The sequence below is a fragment of the Actinosynnema sp. NPDC004786 genome (assembly GCF_053601135.1).
The window spans coordinates 1-17,272 of record NZ_JBSGBG010000058.1 but is presented as its reverse complement, the minus strand read 5'-3'; the positions used below and the strand labels follow the sequence as shown (position 1 = coordinate 17,272).

At 73.4% G+C, this 17,272-nt stretch carries 16 protein-coding genes; 3 read left to right on the top strand and 13 right to left on the bottom strand.

Annotated features, from left to right (window positions below):
• Positions 1-28: 28 nt before the first annotated feature.
• The 8 genes from ACWEFJ_RS34685 to ACWEFJ_RS34650 all read right to left on the bottom strand — a co-directional run bounded on the left by ACWEFJ_RS34685 (position 29) and on the right by ACWEFJ_RS34650 (position 10,567).
• Positions 29-3,040 carry an ATP-binding protein gene (locus ACWEFJ_RS34685; RefSeq protein ID WP_449716341.1) on the bottom strand — a complete coding sequence of 1,004 codons (3,012 nt, stop codon included), beginning with the start codon at positions 3,038-3,040 and terminating at the stop codon, positions 29-31.
• Positions 3,041-3,084: 44 nt separating this feature from the next.
• Positions 3,085-3,636, bottom strand: a complete 552-nt coding sequence (locus tag ACWEFJ_RS34680) for a GrpB family protein (RefSeq protein WP_449716340.1) — start codon at positions 3,634-3,636, stop codon at positions 3,085-3,087.
• 39 nt (positions 3,637-3,675) lie between these two features.
• A complete protein-coding gene (ligD, locus tag ACWEFJ_RS34675; protein WP_449716339.1) occupies positions 3,676-4,578 on the bottom strand; it encodes a non-homologous end-joining DNA ligase in 903 nt (300 codons plus the stop codon).
• On the bottom strand, positions 4,571-6,022 hold the full coding sequence (gene ligD / locus ACWEFJ_RS34670) for a non-homologous end-joining DNA ligase (protein ID WP_378095126.1): 1,452 nt from the start codon (positions 6,020-6,022) through the stop codon (positions 4,571-4,573). The genes ligD (ACWEFJ_RS34675) and ligD (ACWEFJ_RS34670) overlap by 8 nt, the downstream gene beginning before the upstream one ends.
• Positions 6,023-6,038: 16 nt before the next feature.
• Positions 6,039-6,923: a non-homologous end joining protein Ku gene (gene ku / locus ACWEFJ_RS34665; protein ID WP_378095124.1), complete on the bottom strand. Its 885-nt coding sequence runs from the start codon at positions 6,921-6,923 to the stop codon at positions 6,039-6,041.
• Between the two features lie 95 nt (positions 6,924-7,018).
• Complete coding sequence (locus ACWEFJ_RS34660; protein WP_378095122.1) at positions 7,019-8,002, bottom strand: tyrosine-type recombinase/integrase; 984 nt, start codon at positions 8,000-8,002, stop codon at positions 7,019-7,021.
• 761 nt (positions 8,003-8,763) lie between these two features.
• Positions 8,764-9,975 (bottom strand): glycosyltransferase, encoded by a 1,212-nt coding sequence (locus ACWEFJ_RS34655; RefSeq protein WP_449716338.1) that lies wholly within the window; start codon positions 9,973-9,975, stop codon positions 8,764-8,766.
• 85 nt (positions 9,976-10,060) lie between these two features.
• On the bottom strand, positions 10,061-10,567 hold the full coding sequence (locus ACWEFJ_RS34650) for a MarR family winged helix-turn-helix transcriptional regulator (protein ID WP_378095118.1): 507 nt from the start codon (positions 10,565-10,567) through the stop codon (positions 10,061-10,063).
• 42 nt (positions 10,568-10,609) lie between these two features.
• Between ACWEFJ_RS34650 and pip the strand changes: the two genes are divergently transcribed.
• Complete coding sequence (gene pip / locus ACWEFJ_RS34645) at positions 10,610-11,557, top strand: prolyl aminopeptidase (RefSeq protein ID WP_449716337.1); 948 nt, start codon at positions 10,610-10,612, stop codon at positions 11,555-11,557.
• A gap of 52 nt (positions 11,558-11,609) precedes the next feature.
• On the opposite strand, the gene ACWEFJ_RS34640 is transcribed toward pip, so the two are convergent.
• The 4 genes from ACWEFJ_RS34640 to ACWEFJ_RS34625 all read right to left on the bottom strand — a co-directional run bounded on the left by ACWEFJ_RS34640 (position 11,610) and on the right by ACWEFJ_RS34625 (position 14,743).
• Positions 11,610-12,575 (bottom strand): helix-turn-helix transcriptional regulator, encoded by a 966-nt coding sequence (locus ACWEFJ_RS34640; protein WP_449716336.1) that lies wholly within the window; start codon positions 12,573-12,575, stop codon positions 11,610-11,612.
• A gap of 69 nt (positions 12,576-12,644) precedes the next feature.
• Complete coding sequence (locus ACWEFJ_RS34635; RefSeq protein WP_449716335.1) at positions 12,645-13,217, bottom strand: class I SAM-dependent methyltransferase; 573 nt, start codon at positions 13,215-13,217, stop codon at positions 12,645-12,647.
• A 126-nt stretch (positions 13,218-13,343) separates the two neighbouring features.
• Positions 13,344-14,057 (bottom strand): SDR family oxidoreductase, encoded by a 714-nt coding sequence (locus ACWEFJ_RS34630; RefSeq protein ID WP_449716334.1) that lies wholly within the window; start codon positions 14,055-14,057, stop codon positions 13,344-13,346.
• Positions 14,045-14,743 (bottom strand): alpha/beta fold hydrolase, encoded by a 699-nt coding sequence (locus tag ACWEFJ_RS34625; protein WP_378095108.1) that lies wholly within the window; start codon positions 14,741-14,743, stop codon positions 14,045-14,047. Before ACWEFJ_RS34625 ends, ACWEFJ_RS34630 begins: the two co-directional genes overlap by 13 nt.
• Before the next feature lie 142 nt (positions 14,744-14,885).
• Between ACWEFJ_RS34625 and ACWEFJ_RS34620 the strand changes: the two genes are divergently transcribed.
• Complete coding sequence (locus tag ACWEFJ_RS34620) at positions 14,886-15,776, top strand: sucrase ferredoxin (RefSeq protein WP_378095106.1); 891 nt, start codon at positions 14,886-14,888, stop codon at positions 15,774-15,776.
• Here ACWEFJ_RS34620 and ACWEFJ_RS34615 read toward each other — a convergent pair.
• On the bottom strand, positions 15,681-16,352 hold the full coding sequence (locus ACWEFJ_RS34615) for a TetR/AcrR family transcriptional regulator (RefSeq protein WP_378095104.1): 672 nt from the start codon (positions 16,350-16,352) through the stop codon (positions 15,681-15,683). The genes ACWEFJ_RS34620 and ACWEFJ_RS34615 overlap by 96 nt on opposite strands.
• A gap of 207 nt (positions 16,353-16,559) precedes the next feature.
• Between ACWEFJ_RS34615 and ACWEFJ_RS34610 the strand changes: the two genes are divergently transcribed.
• On the top strand, positions 16,560-17,072 hold the full coding sequence (locus ACWEFJ_RS34610; RefSeq protein ID WP_378095102.1) for a CGNR zinc finger domain-containing protein: 513 nt from the start codon (positions 16,560-16,562) through the stop codon (positions 17,070-17,072).
• Positions 17,073-17,272: the final 200 nt, after the last annotated feature.

Below are 17,272 nucleotides of genomic sequence, written 5' to 3'. Positions count from 1 at the left end.
ACCACCCACCTCCCCACCGAACAACCACCTACAACCCCACCAACCCCCACACCCCGTCCACCCCCACCGCCGCACCCCGCCCCACCACCACGTCGAACCCCACCCCACCCACCAACTCCCGCACCGCCCCCTCCACCGCCACCACCTCCGGATCCACCGCCACCCCACCCCGCAACCCCCGCGCCGCCCCCACCAACAACCCCGCCCGCTCCCCGTCACCCTCCACCACCGCCAACGCCGCACACGCCTCCGCCACCCGCGCCAACACCACCCGGTTGTCCCACTCCCGCGCCCCCGCCAACGCCTCACCCCACGCCCGCCGCGCCGCCGCCCGATCCCCGGCCGCCAACTCCACCAGACCCGCCGCCACGTGCGCCGACGCCCGCACCTCCTCCGGCCCGAACCACCCCCGCGGACACACCCGCAACGCCTCCGCGCACCACCGCCGCGCCCCCTCCAGGTCACCCCGCCGCCGCGCCACCTCCGCCCGCCCCACCCACGCCTGCGCCAACGCCTCCTCCGCACCCTGCGACCGCGCCAACGCCGCCGCCTCCTCCAGGTCCGCCTCCGCACCGTCCAGGTCACCCGCGTGGCACGACCACTCCGCCCGACCGCACAACAGACCCGCCGTGTGCTCGGTCGCCCCGAACAACCGCGACAACGCCAACGCCTCGTCCACGAACCCCATCGCCCCCGCCACGTCACCACCCGCCCACGCCAACCCCGCCAACTGCGACAACGCCAACGCCGCACCCCACCGCTCACCCACCGCCCGGAACCCCGCCAACGCCGCCTCCTGCTCCTCCCGCGCCTCCCGCAACCGACCCCGGTACCGCCACTGCATCCCCGCGCCCAACCGACCCAACGCCCGGCTCCACGCGTCACGCCCCAACAACACCTCCCGCACCGCCTCCACCCCCGCCGCGCCCTCCCGCGGCGCACCGTGCGCCATACCCCACAACACCGTCAGAAAAGGCCGCGACGGCGGACCGCCCAACCCCTCCGGCGACGGCCGGTGCGGCGACGGCGCACCCGGCAACCCCGCACCCGTCGACGACGCGTTCACCACGCACAACAAGTGCTCCTCCGCCAACCCCTCCGGCGCCACCGGACCCACCGCCCGCACCACCTCCGCCGCCAACGCCGCACCCTCCGAACGCCGCCCCCGCAACCACCACGGCCACCCCAGGTCCGCCGCCAACCGCAACGCCACCCCGTGGTCGTGCGCCACCGCCCACCGCAACGCCGCCACCAGGTTCCCGTGCTCCGCCGCCAACCGCCCCAACCACTCCAACTGCTCCGACCGGAACAGGTGCGGCGCCGCCCGCGCCGCCAACCCCGCGAAGCGCACCGCGTGCGCCCGCCCCACCCACTCCCGCTCACCGGCCTCCGCCAACCGCGCCGCGCAGAACTCCCGGATCGTCTCCGACATCCGGTACCGGTCCCCGGACACCTCCACCAACGACTTGTCCGCCAACGACGGCAACACCTCGTCCGCCCCCGCCACCCCGCACACCGCCGCCACGTCCGCCAACCCCGCCCCGCCCCGGAACACCGTGAACCGGCGCGCCAACACCCGCTCCTCCTCGTCCAACAACCCCCAACTCCACTCCACCACCGCGTGCAAAGTCCGATGCCGCGCCACCACCGCCCGACTGCCCCGCGACAACAACCGGAACCGGTCACCCAACCGCGCCGCCACCTCCGCCACCGGCAACGACCGCACCCGCGCCGCCGCCAGCTCCACCGCCAACGGCAACCCGTCCAACGCCCGGCAGATCCCCACCACCACCTCCGCCGTCGCCGGGTCCAACCGGAACGACGGGTTCACCGCCACCGCCCGCTCCGCGAACAACCGCACCGCCTCCGACCCCACCCCGTCGCAACCCAACGGCGGCACCGGTCGCACCACCTCACCCGTCACCCCCAACGCCTCCCGCGACGTCGCCAACACCCGCAACCCCGCACACGCCACCAACAACCCGCCCGCCACCGCCGCCGCGTCCTCCACCACGTGCTCGCAGTTGTCCAACACCACCAACACCGACCGGTCCCGCACCGCCGCCGCCACCCGCGCCACCGGCTCCACCACCGGCCCCACCCCGCCCTCCCGCAACCCCAACGCCGACACCACCGCCCGCGCCACATCACCACCCACCGCCACCGACGCCAGATCCACGAAGAACACCTCACCCGGCCACACCGACGCCGCCTCCACCGCCAACCGGGTCTTGCCCGACCCGCCCGGACCCGTCAACGTCACCAGCCGCGACCCCGCCAACGCCCCACCCACCAGCCGCAACTCCTCCTCACGACCCACGAACCCCGTCAACTGCGCCGGCAACACCCGCCGCACCGCCGGCGCCTCACCCCGCACCACCTCACCGTGCGCCGCCACCAAACCGGGGGAGGGGTCCGCCCCCAACTCCTCCGCCAACACCCGCCGCGTCCGCTCGAACACCCCCAACGCCTCCGCCTGACGACCCTCCCGGTGCAGCGCCCGCACCAACCGCGCCACCAGCCGCTCCCGCGTCGGATGCGCCGCCACCAACTCCCGCAACAACCCCACCGACGCCCCGTCGTGCTCCTCCACCGCCCGCAGCCGCAACTCCTCCCACCGCGCCACCCACACCGCCGCGAACGGCGCGTCACCCACGTCCCGCAACGCCGGACCACGCCACAACGCCAACGCCTCACCCACCGACCCCCGCGCCACCAGCTCCTCGAACCGCAGCGCGTCCACCTCACCCGGATCCACCACCAGCCGGTACCCGGCCGCCGACCGCTCCACCTCCACGTCCACCAACGCCCGCAACCGCGACACCTGCGACTGCACCGCGTTCACCACCCCCGCCGGCGGGCACTGCCCGTACAGCGCCTCCACCAGCCGGTCGACCCCCACCACCCGACCCGCCTCGACCGCCAGCACCGCCGCCAACGCCCGCAACCGCGGCCCGCCGACCCGGACCTCCGACCCGTCCGCACGCCGCACCACCATCGGACCCAACACCCCGAACCGCACCCGCGCATCCTCCCGCACCCGCCGGCCACCCCACCGGAAAACCGGGAACCGGGGGAGGAGCGTCACGCCCGACCCAAAATCTCCGCCACCACCCCCGCCTTCGCGTCCGCGTACTGCTGCAGGTACTCCCACTCCCGCGCCGCCAACGCCCGCTTCGTCCGCTCGTACAACCCCCGGTCCGCCGCCGACACCCGCAACCGGTCCCGGAACGCCACCATCCGCGCCACCTCCGGCTCACCCACCGTGAACACGTGCAGGTTCACGTCCGTGTCCGGCCCCTTGAACATCCGATGCCCGAACCACTCCGGCTCCCGGATCCGCAACACGTACCCCGCCGCCTCCAACGCCGGCACGTACGACGCCTCGTCACCCGAATCCGCCACCGTCAACACCACGTCCACGACCGGCTTCGCCGCCAACCCCGGCACCGACGTCGACCCCACGTGCTCCAACCCCACCACCACCGACCCCAACACCGCCCGGATCCGCGCCGCCTCCCGCTCGTACAACCCCGGCCACGCCGGGTCGTACTCCACCAACACCACCCGCCGCCCCGGCAACCGCGGCACCGGCCCCACGTGCGCCGCCCGGATCCCCTCCTCCGACAACCCCACGACACCCTCCCTCCCGGCCCACCGGCCACGACCCGACCCTCACCCCGGCAACGACGACGGCCTCCCCGGCACGAACAGGTCACCCACCTCCGCCACCCGCTCCCGCACCTCGTCCGCCAAGAACACCAGATCCTCCACCACCCGACACGACTCCACCTCCTCCCACGTCACCGGCGCCGACACCGACGGCCGCGACCGCGCCCGCAACGAATACGGCGCCACCGTCGTCTTCGCCGGGTTGTTCTGCGACCAGTCGATCAACACCTTCCCCGTCCGCTGCGCCTTCGCCATCCGCCACACCACCTCCTCCGGCGACTCCGCCGCCAACCGCCGCGCCACCCCCTTCGCATACTCCGACGTCCGCTCCGGCGACGACACCGACACCGCCGCGTACACCTGCAACCCCTTCGACCCCGACGTCTTCACCACCGGCGACAACCCGTCCGACACCAACACCTCCCGCACCCGACACGCCACCCGACAACACTCCACCACCGACGCCGGCGGACCCGGATCCAGGTCGAACACCACCAGATCCGGCACCCCACGCCCACCCCGCGCACCCACCCTCCACTGCGGCACGTGCAACTCCAACGCCGCCAGGTTCGCCAACCACACCACCGTCGCCAGGTCCTCCACCACCACGAAGTCCGCGTACTCCGCACCCCGCGACGACCCCGGCGTCCCCACCCGCACCGTCCGCACCCACTCCGGCGCGTGCGACGGCGCGTTCTTCTCGAAGAACGACTTCCCCTCCACCCCGTTCGGATACCGCCGCAACGTCATCGGCCGACCCGCCAGGTGCGGCAACAACACCGGCGCGATCCGCGTGTAGTAATCGATCACCTCCGCCTTCGTGAACCCCACCTCCGGGTACAGCACCTTGTCCAGGTTCGTCAGCTTCAACCGACGCCCCTCCACCGACACCACCGCGTCAGCCACCACGCCGCACCTCCCCGGGCGCCCGATCCGGCCGCAACCCCCGCCACGTCGCGAACCGCAACCGCCCGTCCGCCGTCCACTGCCGGAACGCCACCTCGCCCACCAACTCCGGCCGCACCCACCGCGCACCCCGCGCCCGCTCCCGCGGCACCCCCGACACGAACGGCGACCGCCCCACCTCCAACGCCGACAACCGCGCCGTCAACCGCTCCAACTCCGCCCCGTCGAACCCCGTCCCCACCGACCCCGCGAACACCAACCCACCACCCGGCCCCGGGATCCCCAACAACAACGACCCCACCACCCCCTCACGCCTGCCCACACCCGGCCGCCACCCCCCGACCACCACCTCCTGCGTCGCCACCCACGTCACCTTCACCCACTGCGGCGACCGCCGACCCGCCACATACGGCGAATCCAGCCGCTTCGCCACCACCCCCTCCAACCCCTGCTCCCGACTCGCCGCCAACACCTCCGCCCCCGCACCCGGGAACGCCTTCGGCGTCGCCCAATGCGCACCCCGCAACCCCAACCCCTCCAACAACGCCCGACGCCGCTCGTACGGCAACCCCACCGTCGGCGACCCGTCCAGGTGCAACACGTCGAACACCAGGAACGTCACCGGCACCCGACCCGCCAACCGCCGCGCCTGCGCCGCCGACGCGTGCATCCGCTGCTGCAACGCCCCGAAACTCGGCCGACCACCCTCCAACGCCACGATCTCCCCGTCCAACAACACCTGCGTCGCCCCCAACTGCGCCCCCAACCCCTGCAACTCCGGATACGTCTCCGTCACGTCGTTGCCCGACCGGCTCGTCAACCGCACCCGACCGCCCTCCACCCGCGCGATCGCCCGCACCCCGTCCCACTTGAACTCGAACGCCCACCTCGACGCCGGACCCGGCAACCCCACCCCCGGCGTCGCCAACATGGGGGAGAGGAACTCCGGCAACGGCACCCACCCCGGACGCGCCGCCTCGTGCCGCCGCCGCACCATCCACTCCCGACCCCCACCCGCCGACCCCCGGCGGAAGAACACGAACTCGCCCTCCACCCGCGACCCGTGCAACACCACGTCCACCTCGCGGTCCGACCACTTCACCGTCTCGTACCGACCGCGATCCCAGATCGTCATCTCACCCGCGCCGTACTCACCCTTCGGAATCACCCCCGAAAACGACGCGTACTCCAACGGGTGATCCTCCGTGCGCACCGCCAACCGGATCGTCCCCGGCTCCGGCGGCAACCCCTTCGGCACCGCCCACGACACCAACACCCCACCCCGCTCCAACCGCACATCCCAGTGCAACCGCGACGCGTGGTGCTCCTGGATCACGAACGTGTCGTCCCCACCCCGCGGCACCACCTCACCCTCACCCGGCACCGGCTCCGGCGTCCGCCCCGCATCCCGCTTCCGCCGGTACTCCGACAGATCCCCACCCATCCCGACCGCCACGCCCTCAGGCGGGCTTCGCCTTCTTCTTCGCCGGCGCCTTCCGCGACGACCCCGACCCCGACGACGACCCCGACGCCTTCTTCGCCGCAGGCTTCCGCCCCGCCGACTTCCCACCCCGAGCCGACTTCGCCTGCTCCACGCTCCGCTCCAACGCCGTCATCAGGTCGATCACCTCACCGGCCTCCTCCACCTCCGGCCGCTCCGGCAGCTCCGCACCCTCCGCCTTCGCCTCGATCACCTTCTGCATCGCCTCGGTGTAATCGTCCGTGAAATCACCCGGATCGAACGACCCCGCCATGCTCTCCACCAACGACGACGCCATCTTCAACTCCTGCGGCCGAACCTCCACATCCGTCCCCAGGAACTCGAAATCCGGCTTCCGCACCTCGTCCGGCCACAACATCGTGTGCATGACCAACAAATCCTCACGCGCCCGCAACATCGCCAACGTCTCCCGCTGACGAATGGTGATCTTCACCACCGCGAGCTGACCGCTCCGCTCCAACGCCGTCCGCAACAACACATAAGGACGCGTCGCCGCCTTGTCCGGCTCCAGGTAGTACGACTTCTGGAAATAAATCGGATCGACGTCCTCCACCGGCACGAACTCCACCACGTCGATCGCGTGATCGGTGTTGATCGGCAACTTGTCGAAATCCTCCGCGTCCAACACCACGACCCGGCCGTCGTCCAACTCGTAGCCCTTCGCGATGTCGGCGTAGGCGACCTCCTCGCCACACACCTGGCACACCCGCTTGTAGCGGATCCGCCCACCGTCCTCCCGGTGCACCTGGTGGAACCGGAAGTCGTGCTCCTCCGTGGCCGTGTACAACCGGACACCGATCGTCACCAACCCGAAGGAAATCGCCCCACGCCACACGGACCTCATGCCACGTGACTACCCGCCACCAGCGCAATCCGCACCAGGACGTCACCCGAACGGGCTAACAACCGCCACGGGCCGCCACCACCGAACCCACCCCGCTACTCCCGATGCGGCAACCGCGCCAACGACACGTACGTCCGATTGCCCGCCACCGCCGCACGCCGCTCCCGCGCCGTCGCCTCGATGTAGTTCTGCGACGTCGCCAACGACGCGTGCCCCAACAACGCCATGATCTCCGACGCCGACGCGCCGTCCTCCGCCAACCGCGTCGCGAACGTGTGCCGCAACGCGTGCAGGTTCGCCCCCGACGGCACCCGGTCGTGCAACCCCGCCCACCGGAAGCACGACCGCACCAGGTACTCCAACCCGCCCCGCCCGATCGGCTCACCGTGCCGGTCCCGCAACAACGCCGAACCCCGGTCGAACCGCCCCTGCGGGAACCGCCGCCGACACGACTGCAGGTACTGCTCGATGATCCGGTCCATCGCCGGCTCGATCGGCACCGACCGATCCCGGTTCCCCTTGCCCGCCACGTGCAACCGCCGCTCACCCGGCCGACCCACCACCGACGCCAACGTCAACGTCCGCATCTCCGCCGACCGCAACCCCGCCACCAACCCCAACGCCAACACCAGCACGTCCCGCTCCGGCCACGGATCGCGCCCCCGCCGCACGCCCTCCGCCGCGGCCGCCAACAACCGCTCCGGCGTGTCCTCGCCCCGCAACGGCTTCGGCACCAGGGGAGGGGTCTTCGGCCGCGCCACCGCACCCATCGGGTTGCCCGCCACCAGCTCCTCCGCCACGCAGAACGTCAGGAACTGGTTCCACGTCGACCACGCCCGCAACACCGACGACTTCGCGTGCGTGTCCGCGAACACCCCGAACGCCTCCCGCAGGTTGCGCGCCGTCAGGTCCGCCATCACCAGCGACTCCGCCGGCCGGCCCGTGACCTGCGCCAACAACGCCGTCACCCCCGCCAGGTCACGCCGGTACGCCGCGGTGGTGTGCGGCGAATCCTTCCGCGGCCGACGAGCGAGGAAGAACGACTCCTGAGCGGCAAGCACCTGCATGTCGATCTTCATACCCGATACCACCGACAATCCGACCGCACCGCCGCCCGGCGGGGGAGGGGAGCCACCCCGGGAACCCCCGTCACCGCAGGTCAAACGCGTGCAACCGTCAATCCGCGCACCGCGGGACCACCCGAGCGGCGCAACCCGACCACCCACGAACCGGCACCCGCACCACCCGTGCCGACCGCCGCCGACCCACACCCGACACCCGGGCCGACCATGATCAACTCATGGATAATGGCGATTATCCATCAAAAGCGGATCCGGAAGGGGGTGGACCTCCGACCGGGGGATGCCCCTCCCGCACGGCCCGCCACCGGACCTCTCCGCGCCCCGGAACGCCCGTTCGCGCACAACCCCCGCGCACCGCGTGCGCCCGCCCCTGGGACCGGCCGCACGTCACCGTCCACCAAGGCCGAGGCCCGGGGGCCACCCGGAGAGATCAACTTTCCGTCGAGCGCCGACCCGCGCGCCGCGTCGCCTTCCTCCCACACCACCCATGATCCGTCACTGTGACGTTTCTCGGGCGGTGTGCCGGGCACGGCACCGCCACCACCGACCCCGCCCACCCGCGAGGCCGTGGGCACCGGTCGACGGGCCGCACACCGTGGGCCCGTCGCCAGTCCGTCCGCTCCGCGGCCGCCGCCCGGTGCACGCGCCGCGCACAGCGCGTCGTACACGCGTACGTCCGGTGTGGACCGACCACCGGCCGGCCCGTGCTCGGACGGCCTCCGACCAGCCTGTCCGGAACGCCGATAATCTACATTATGTTAAGTAAGAGGATCGAAGGCCGTCCGGGGCGCTTCCCTGCCCACCCGCCGGGCCTCCGCCGCGACCGTGTCGCCCCACGCGGGCCACAGCCCCGCGAGCCGTGACGTGACGACGACGCGCTCCACCGCCCCGTCCGGCAGCGGGAGCCGCAGGCCGATGGCGTGGTGCCGCGCGTGCCCGCCGCCGGCCTTGGCCAGGACGTCGGCGTCGAAGTCGACCAGGGCGCTGCCTTCGGGCAGCGTGTCCGGGATGTCGTCGCCGCAGCCGACGACGCACACCGGTCCCCCGGCGTCCGCGGTGTGCCGTTCGATCTCGGCGCGCACGTCCAGGGCGCGGGCCTGCTCGGTCCAGGCGGTGAGGGTGCGGTGTTCGGTTTCGGCGATGAGGGGGTTGTCGCGTTCGAGGGCGGCCCAGACGAGTTCGACGTCGGGATCGCGGGTCTTGTCGAGGAACTGGCGCATGGTGCGCTTGGCGGCGGCGAGCATCTCCCCCGGGTCGCGGTCGTGGGGTGTTTCGACGGCCCAGGCGGTGCGGTCGAAGTGGGTGGCGAGGCCGTGTCGGCGCAGGCGGTAGCCGAGTTCGATGTCCTCGGTGCCCCAGTCGGTGAAGCGTTCGTCGAAGCCGCCGACGGCGTCGAAGTGGGTTCGGCGGACGGAGAAGTTGGCGCTCCAGGCGTACAGCCAGGGAAAGGGCAGCCGGTCGGGGCGGAAGTCGACGGCGGCGAGGTGGTCGTGGCGGACGTCGCGGAAGCCGGGGTGGTCGTGGAAGTCGTGGTGGAGTCGCTTCGGGGTGCGGGTGGCGATGGCGTCGGCGAGGTCGGGTGCGGGGTCGAAGGGGCGGTAGCCGTGGATGTAGCCGAGGTTGAGCAGGGGTGGGCCGGTGTGGGCGTCGGCGTGGGCGCGGGTGAAGTCGGGTCCGGCGAGGGTGCCGGTGTCGAGGAAGGCGACGACGGGTGCGGTGGTGAGGCGGGTGCCGGCGTTGCGGGCGTGGGCGACGCGGCGGCCGAGGTGGGGTTGGTGGTGGTAGCGGAGGTGGAGTCGGTGGTCGAAGGCGTCGACGACGTCGGTGGTGTGGTCGGTGGAGCCGTCGTCGGCGATGACGACTTCGATGTCGTCGGGTGGGAGGGTTTGGTCGGTGAGGCTGTCGAGGGTGCGGCGGAGGAGTTCGGCGCGGTTGTAGGTGGGGATCACGACGGAGATGCGCGGCGGCATGGGTGCTCCTCGTGGCGCGGGGTGGTGGGCGCTGGGAAGGAGCGGACTGTAGCCGGGGTTTCCGAGCCCGGTGCGGAGTTGTGGGTCAGGGGCTTCGGGTGGGGTCGGTGGTGTTCGCCGGTGGGGTGAGGTGTTCGTGGATGCGGTCGCGGAGGGGTTTGTCGCGCAGGGCGCGCAGGGCGTGGTCGACCAGGGTGCTGAGGGGGTGGGGCAGCTCGGTGTCGAGGTGGTGGGTGGCGGTGGTGGTGGCGTGCCATTCGGCGTCGAGGACGGGCAGGATGGCGCGGGCGTGGTCGGTGAGGTGGACGATGCGTTGGCGGGCGTCGTCGCCGGGGTGGAGGTCCACGAGGCCGTCGCGGCGCATCTGGTTGACGGTTTGGCTGATGGCGGAGTGGGTGACGCCGATGGTGTCGGCGAGGTCGCGGATGGAGTGGGGTCCGCGGGTGTGGACGAGTCGGATGACCGGGGTGTAGCGGGGGCGGAAGCCGGGGAGTCCGAGGTCGGTGTAGACGCGGGTGACGTCGCCTTCGAGGAGGTCGAGGAGGTGGCGGAGGCGGGTGCCGAGGTATTGGCCGGCGGGTGCGTGGTCCACTCCCCTAATGTAACAGCACTGTTGTTTCTGGGAGGAGTGGTCGTGTACCCGGAGATCGAGCCGTTCGCGCAGGGGATGTTGGACGTCGGTGACGGCAACCTCGTGTACTGGGAGGAGTGCGGCAACCCCGAGGGGAAGCCGGTGGTGTACCTGCACGGCGGGCCGGGCACGGGCTGCTCCCCCGGCGCGGCGCGGCAGTTCGACCCGGAGGCGTACCGGGTGGTGTTGTTCGACCAGCGCGGGAGCGGGCGCAGCGTGCCGCACGCGGGCGAGTTCTCGACGGACCTGTCGGTGAACACGACGGCGCACCTGGTGGCGGACGTCGAGCGGTTGCGGGAGCACCTGGGGATCGGGCGGTGGATGGTGTTCGGCGGGTCGTGGGGTTCGACGTTGGGGCTGCGGTACGCGCAGTCGTTCCCGGAGCGGGTGACGGAGATCGTGCTGGTGGCGGTGACGACGGGCCGGTACGCGGAGCTGGACTGGCTGTACCACGGGTTGGGGATGTTGTTCCCGCAGGAGTGGTCGCGGTTCCGGGAGGGCGCGGGCGAGGGGGCGACGGACCTGGTGGCCGCGTACGACCGGTTGCTCAACGACCCGGATCCGGCGGTGCGGGAGAAGGCGGCGACGGACTGGACGGACTGGGAGTTCTCGATCGTGTCGTTGGACCCGGACTACCGGCCGGGGCCGCGGGCGGCGGATCCGGCGTGGCGGATGGCGTTCGCGCGGCTGTGCGCGCACTACTTCCGGCACCGGGCGTGGTTGCGCGACGGTGAGGTGATGGGGGACGTGGAGCGGTTGCGCGGCATCCCGGCGATCCTGGTGCACGGTCGGCTGGACCTGCAGGGCCCGTTGTGGACGGCGTGGGAGTTGGCCCGGAAGTGGCCGGACGCGGAGCTGGTGGTGGTGCCGGGCGCGTCGCACGCGGTGTCGGACCCGGGCATGGCGGAGGCGGTGCTGGCGGCGACGGACCGGTTCGCGCGCCGTCGGTAGTCGCCGGTGGGCGGGTCGGGGCGGGTCCGCTCCCCCGGCCCGCCGTCGGGTGTCAGGCGGTGGGGGTGGCGCGGGCGTAGCGGGTGGCGAGGGTGCGCAGGTGGGCGACGAGTTCGGCGGGTGAGGTGACCTCGAAGTCGGTGTCGAGCAGGCCGAGGTGGACGGCGAGGGCGGCGACGGTGTCGGCGCCGGTGCGCAGCAGGCAGGTGGTGTCGGTGAGGGGTTCGACGGTGCCGACGGCGGGGTTGACGCGGGCGGCGACGGTGTCGGCGGGTGCGTGGACGACGACTTCGGCGTGGTGTCGCCAGGCGGCGCTGGAGGCGCTGCGGGCGACGTAGGCGGCGGCGTCGCCGTCGGGGAGGTCGCGGGGGGTGAAGCGGGGGCCGGTGGGGGTCTTGGGGGTGATGCGGTCGACGCGGTAGGTGCGCCAGTCCTGGCGGTCGACGTCGTAGGCGACGAGGTACCAGCGGCGGCCCCAGGTGACGACGCGGTGGGGTTCGGCGGCGCGGGTGGTGGTGTGGCCGTGGTGGTCGAGGTAGTCGAAGCGGAGTCGTTCGCGGTCGCGGCAGGCGGCGGCGAGGGTGGTGAGGACGTCGGGGTCGACGGTGGCGGCGGGGGTGTCGTGGGGCACGGGGACGGTGAAGGTCTGCAGGGCGTTGACGCGGTGGCGGAGGCGGGAGGGCAGGACCTGTTCGAGTTTGGCCAGGGCGCGCAGGGAGGTTTCCTCGATGCCGGTGACGGTGCCGGTGGCGGCGGTGCGCAGGCCGACGGCGACGGCGACGGCTTCCTCGTCGTCGAGGAGCAGGGGTGGCAGGGCGGCGCCGGCGCCGAGGCGGTAGCCGCCGAGGGTGCCGGTGGTGGCGTGGACGGGGTAGCCGAGTTCGCGGAGGCGGTCGACGTCGCGGCGGACGGTGCGGGGGCTGACGTCGAGGCGTTCGGCGAGTTCGGGGCCGGGCCAGTCGCGGCGGGTCTGCAACAGCGACAGCAGGCGCAGCAGTCTCGCGGAGGTTTCCAGCATGGCGTGCAGTCTGCCGGGTGTCGAGGACGGGAACCGGCCGCAAGGGGCGGGTGCGTCGGGCGTGGTGCGTCAGGGCGGGGGTCGCCACACGGTGGTGGTGCGGGTGTCGACGCCTTCGAGGTCGTGGGGCACGGGGACGTCGAAGGCGTCGACGCGGGTCCAGCCGCGGGGCATGAAGGAGCGCTGGGGGTCGCCGACGAGGACGAGCGCGCCGCGGCGGTGGGCGGCGAGCAGGAACGGGGCGACGCGGGCGGCCATGTCGCGGTCGTAGAAGACGTCGCCGGCGAGCAGGACGTCGGTGTCGGGCGTGGTGTCGAGCAGGTCGCCTTCGGTGACGGTGAGGGTGACGTCGTTGGCGCGGGCGTTGAGGGTGATCGCGGCGGTGGCGACGGGGTCGATGTCGTTGGCGGTGACGTGGCCGCCGGCGCGGGCGGCGGCCACGGCGACGAGGCCGGAGCCGGAGGCGAGGTCGAGGACGCGGCGGCCGGCGACGAGGTCGGGGTGGTCGAGGACGTGTCGGGCGAGGGCCTGTCCGCCGGCCCACGGGAACGCCCAGAACGGGGGTTCGGGGGATCCGGTGCGTTCCCACAGGGCGATGATGTCGTCGGCGGTGCGCAGCACGATGTCCGGTGTGAGGGGCACCGGTCGCGGGGTGGTGGCCGCGCGGACGAAGTCCTCCACTAGGCGTCCGGTCGCGGCGTCCGGGTGGGGTCGTGGTCGGCCGGGGCGGGCTGTCGCACCATGCCGTGATGCTAGTGCCGGGGTGGGTCAGAGCCCTCCGGCGACCCGCAGGACCGCGCCCGTGGTGAACGACGCGGCGTCGCTGAGCAGCCACGCCACGGCCTCCGCGATCTCCTCCGGTTCGCCGGGTCGGCCGAGCGGGATGCGGGAGGCGACCCGGTCGGGTCGGTCGGGCACGCCGGACAGCTCGTGGATCGCGGTGCGCACGGTGCCGGCGGCGACGGCGTTGACGCGGATGCCGCGCGGCCCGAGTTCCTTGGCCAGGCCGACGGTCATCGCGTCCACCGCCGCCTTGCTGGCCGCGTAGTGCACGTACTCCCCCGGTGCGCCGAGCGTCGCGGCGACGGACGAGAGGGACACGATCGATCCGCCGGAGACCAGGTCGCGTGCCGCGCGCCGCGCGCACAGCAGCGCGCCCACCACGTTGACGTCCACCACGCGGCGCAGGTCCTGCACCCGCAGCTGCGCCAGCGTGCCGACGGGGCTGGTGATGCCGGCGTTGATCACCACCCCGGTCACCCGGCCGAGGCCGGCGGCGGTGTCGAACAGGGTGTCGACGTCGGCCTCGTCGGAGACCTCGGCCCGCACCGCGACCCCGCCGACCTCGCGTGCCAGCGCCTCGGCCTCCTCGGTCGCGGCGCGGTAGCCGATCACCACCCGGTGCCCGTCCGCGGCCACCCGCCGCACCACCGCCGCGCCGATGCCCCGGCTGCCGCCGGTCACCACGATCAGGCCAGCCACGCCGACACCTCCGCGTCCACCACGTCCTGCCGCGTCACGAGCATGTGCGCCAGCCCGGGCACGCGCGCCAGCCGCGCGCCCGGCACCGCGTCGACCAGGGCCCGCTGCACCGGTCGGAACGCCTCGTACTCCTGCTCGCCCTGCACGACCAGCAGCGGCACGTCGAGCCGGTCGGCCCGCGCCGCCACGTCCAGCGGCTCGGCCGCGGCGAGCGAGGCGTCGGTCCAGTGGTGGGATTCCAGCGCGCCGACGTCGAGGGACGCCTCGACCACCGCGCGGGCGGTCACCGCGGGGTTGACCACGGCCACCCGCCGCACCGGCACGACCCGCCGCACGGCCGTCAGCAACGCCACGTGACCGCCGGCCGAGCCGCCCACGACGTCCACCGGTCCGTCGTCGCAGCCCAGCCGCTCCCGCGCGGCCCCGACCAGCTCCGGTGTCGCGGCCAGCGCCGCCTCGACCAGGGGCGCGTACCCGTCGGCGACCGGGTCGTCGCCCTGGCCCCACGCGGGCAGCGCCGGGTACAGCCGCCACGCGTCCACACCGGCCAGCGGCAGCGCCCGTGCCATGGCCTCCGGTGTGTCGGGCTCGCCCAGCAGGTGCCACACCAGCACCAGGCGTCGTCCGTCGCCCGCGGGCGGCGTCGCCACGTAGCGGATCCCCGCCGCTTCCCCCGTGATCACCATGGTCCGAACCTAATGCCCCGCGGCCCCGGACGGCGTCCACCCGTCGCGAACACCGGCCACGGACGGCCACCGGTTGCCGCCCGAACGCGTGAACCCGTACCCCGGTGTCACTCGAACGGTCGTTCCAGGGCACCCTGGGGGCGTGACCGAGCCGCGTTGCGCCGCGATCTCCGCGGACCTCGAGGAACCCCAGGCGGGCACCGCCGCCACCGCCGCCGCCTGGATCTGCCTGGAACAACCCGGCCCGTGGGGCCGCGACGCGCTCACCCAGAGCCGCCTGGACCCCGCGCTCGGCGCCGAACTCGCCCGCCGCGCCGCCGACACCGGCGTCCGCGTCCTGCTCATCCGCCGCCCGGGCCGTCACGCCGACACCCACCACGACGCTCCGCGCCGCGCCTACCTCGCCGCCACCACCCCCGGCCGGCCGTGGCTGGCGCGGGCCGACCTCGCCGACCCGGGCGACCTGCTCGACCTCGACTTCGCCGACCTCGCCGCCGGACAGCGGCCCGCCGGTTTCGGCACGCCCGTCACCGACCCCCTGCTGCTGGTGTGCACCAACAGCCGCCGCGACGTCTGCTGCGCGCTGCGCGGCCGGCCCCTCGCCGAGGACCTCGCCGCCACCCGTCCCGACGCCGTCTGGGAGTGCACCCACACCGGCGGGCACCGCTTCGCCCCCACCGGCGTGCTGCTGCCCACCGGCTACACCTACGGCCGCCTCGACCGCGACTTCGCCGACCGCCTGCTCGACCGGGCCGCCGCCGGCCACGTCGTCACCGACCGCTGCCGCGGCCGCTCCACCCACACCCCGCACGGCCAGGTCGCCGAACTCGCCGTCCGCCGCCACACCGGCGAGCACCGCGACGTGCTCACCGTCCGCGGCGACACCGTCCACCACACCGACGGCCGCGCCTGGCACGTCACCGTCGAGGGCCGCGAACTACCGGCCGCCCGGCCCGCCAGCTGCGGCGCGCCCTTCACCCCGGCCACCGAGCTCGTCGCCACCGCCGTCCACCGGCTCGTCCCCGTCGGCTGACCCCGGCACCGCCGCCCGGAACAACCCCGAGCCGACCGCCTCCGGGTCGTCCAACCCCACCGCCCGCAACGCCTGCTCGGGCAACGCCACCAGCGACAACGCCACCCCCAGGAAGTAGGCGTCCAGCAACCCGGCGTCCCGCACCGTGCTCGCCAGCCCCGCCGTCGCGTGCAACCCCGCGCCGGCCCGCGCGTTGGACACCGCCATCCGCCCCAACGCCTCCCGCACCCCCGGCCGCCGCACCGCCTCCAGGTACAGCTCCACCATCGCCAGCAACTGCGTCGGGTCCTCCACCACGGCCCGTCGCAGCAACGCCGGGTACAACCGCGCCACCTCCGCCGGCGTGACACCCTCCGGCGTCGTCTCCCGCAACCGCCGCACCGCCGCCGCGTGCGACGCCGTCATCCGCGCCGCCGCCGCGCCCAACAGCGCGTCCCGGGTCGGGAAGTAGTTCTTCGTCGTCCCCTCGGGCACCCCGGCCGCCCGGTCCACGGCCCGGTGCGTCAACCCCCGGCCGCCCTCCGCCGCCAGCACGGCGATCGCAGAGTCGCACAACAGGTCCCGACGGCTCGTCACGGGCACGGGACACTAGCCGATCACCGCCGGCCCGCCGTCGCCACCACCCGCCCCGACTCCACCACCAACCACACCCCGCACACGCAGCGCACGTACTCCACCGCGCCGTGCGACGACACCGGGTACACAGGCTCGGCCACGGGCCACCCACAGCAAGGACAGGAACCGGAACTGGTGCTCACCCCACCAGCGTGCTGTCATGGTTCAGTGCATTTCAACCCTTACGGCGGGGCCGCCGCCGAACTCGCCGCCGCCCTGGTCAACGCCGACCCCGACAGCACCGCCGACCAACTGCTCGACCTGCTGCGCGACCACGGCTACAAACCCCTGGGCACCCTCGACCACCACCAGGCCCGCACCCTGACCACCTGGGCCGCCCGCCTCTCCCCGGTCTTCGACCGCACCCCCGACCAGGTCTCCCTCGTCAACGACCTGCTCACCGAAGCCGCCGCCAAGCCCTACATCTCCACCCACGACAACCGCCCACCCCACCTGCACTTCGCCCCCGAAACCGCCCCGACCGCCGACCGCGTCCGCGCCTTCACCGCCGCCGGCCTGGCCCACCTGGTCTGCGAAGACCCGAACCGCCTGGGCCGCTGCGCCAGACCGGGCTGCCACACCGTCTACATCGACACCTCCCGCAACGCCCGCCGCCGCTTCTGCACCACCCGCTGCGCCAACCGCGTCCACGTCGCCGACCACCGCACCCGCACCGCCTAACCCCAACCCCGCCCCGCTTCAACCCTCCCTCCCTCCCTCCCCTCACCGCACCCTCACCACACCACACCCACCCCACCCACAACGGCCCCGCCACCATCCCCACCGAGGCCCGATTTGACACGGGTTCGAGTGTCCTAGGCTGGACGAAGCCGGCAGGCCTGGCGGGACGCTTTTCCCCGCCGGGCCTGCCGGCTTTGGCC

What these genes read in the sequence shown, in the direction of transcription:
- ACWEFJ_RS34625 (WP_378095108.1), bottom strand. Translation starts at nt 14,743, where the DNA reads ATGGTGATCACGGGGGAAGCGGCGGGGATCCGCTACGTGGCGACGCCG.
- ACWEFJ_RS34660 (WP_378095122.1), bottom strand. Translation starts at nt 8,002, where the DNA reads ATGAAGATCGACATGCAGGTGCTTGCCGCTCAGGAGTCGTTCTTCCTC.
- ligD (WP_378095126.1), bottom strand. Translation starts at nt 6,022, where the DNA reads ATGGGTGGGGATCTGTCGGAGTACCGGCGGAAGCGGGATGCGGGGCGG.
- ACWEFJ_RS34655 (WP_449716338.1), bottom strand. Translation starts at nt 9,975, where the DNA reads ATGCCGCCGCGCATCTCCGTCGTGATCCCCACCTACAACCGCGCCGAA.
- ku (WP_378095124.1), bottom strand. Translation starts at nt 6,923, where the DNA reads ATGAGGTCCGTGTGGCGTGGGGCGATTTCCTTCGGGTTGGTGACGATC.
- ACWEFJ_RS34640 (WP_449716336.1), bottom strand. Translation starts at nt 12,575, where the DNA reads ATGCTGGAAACCTCCGCGAGACTGCTGCGCCTGCTGTCGCTGTTGCAG.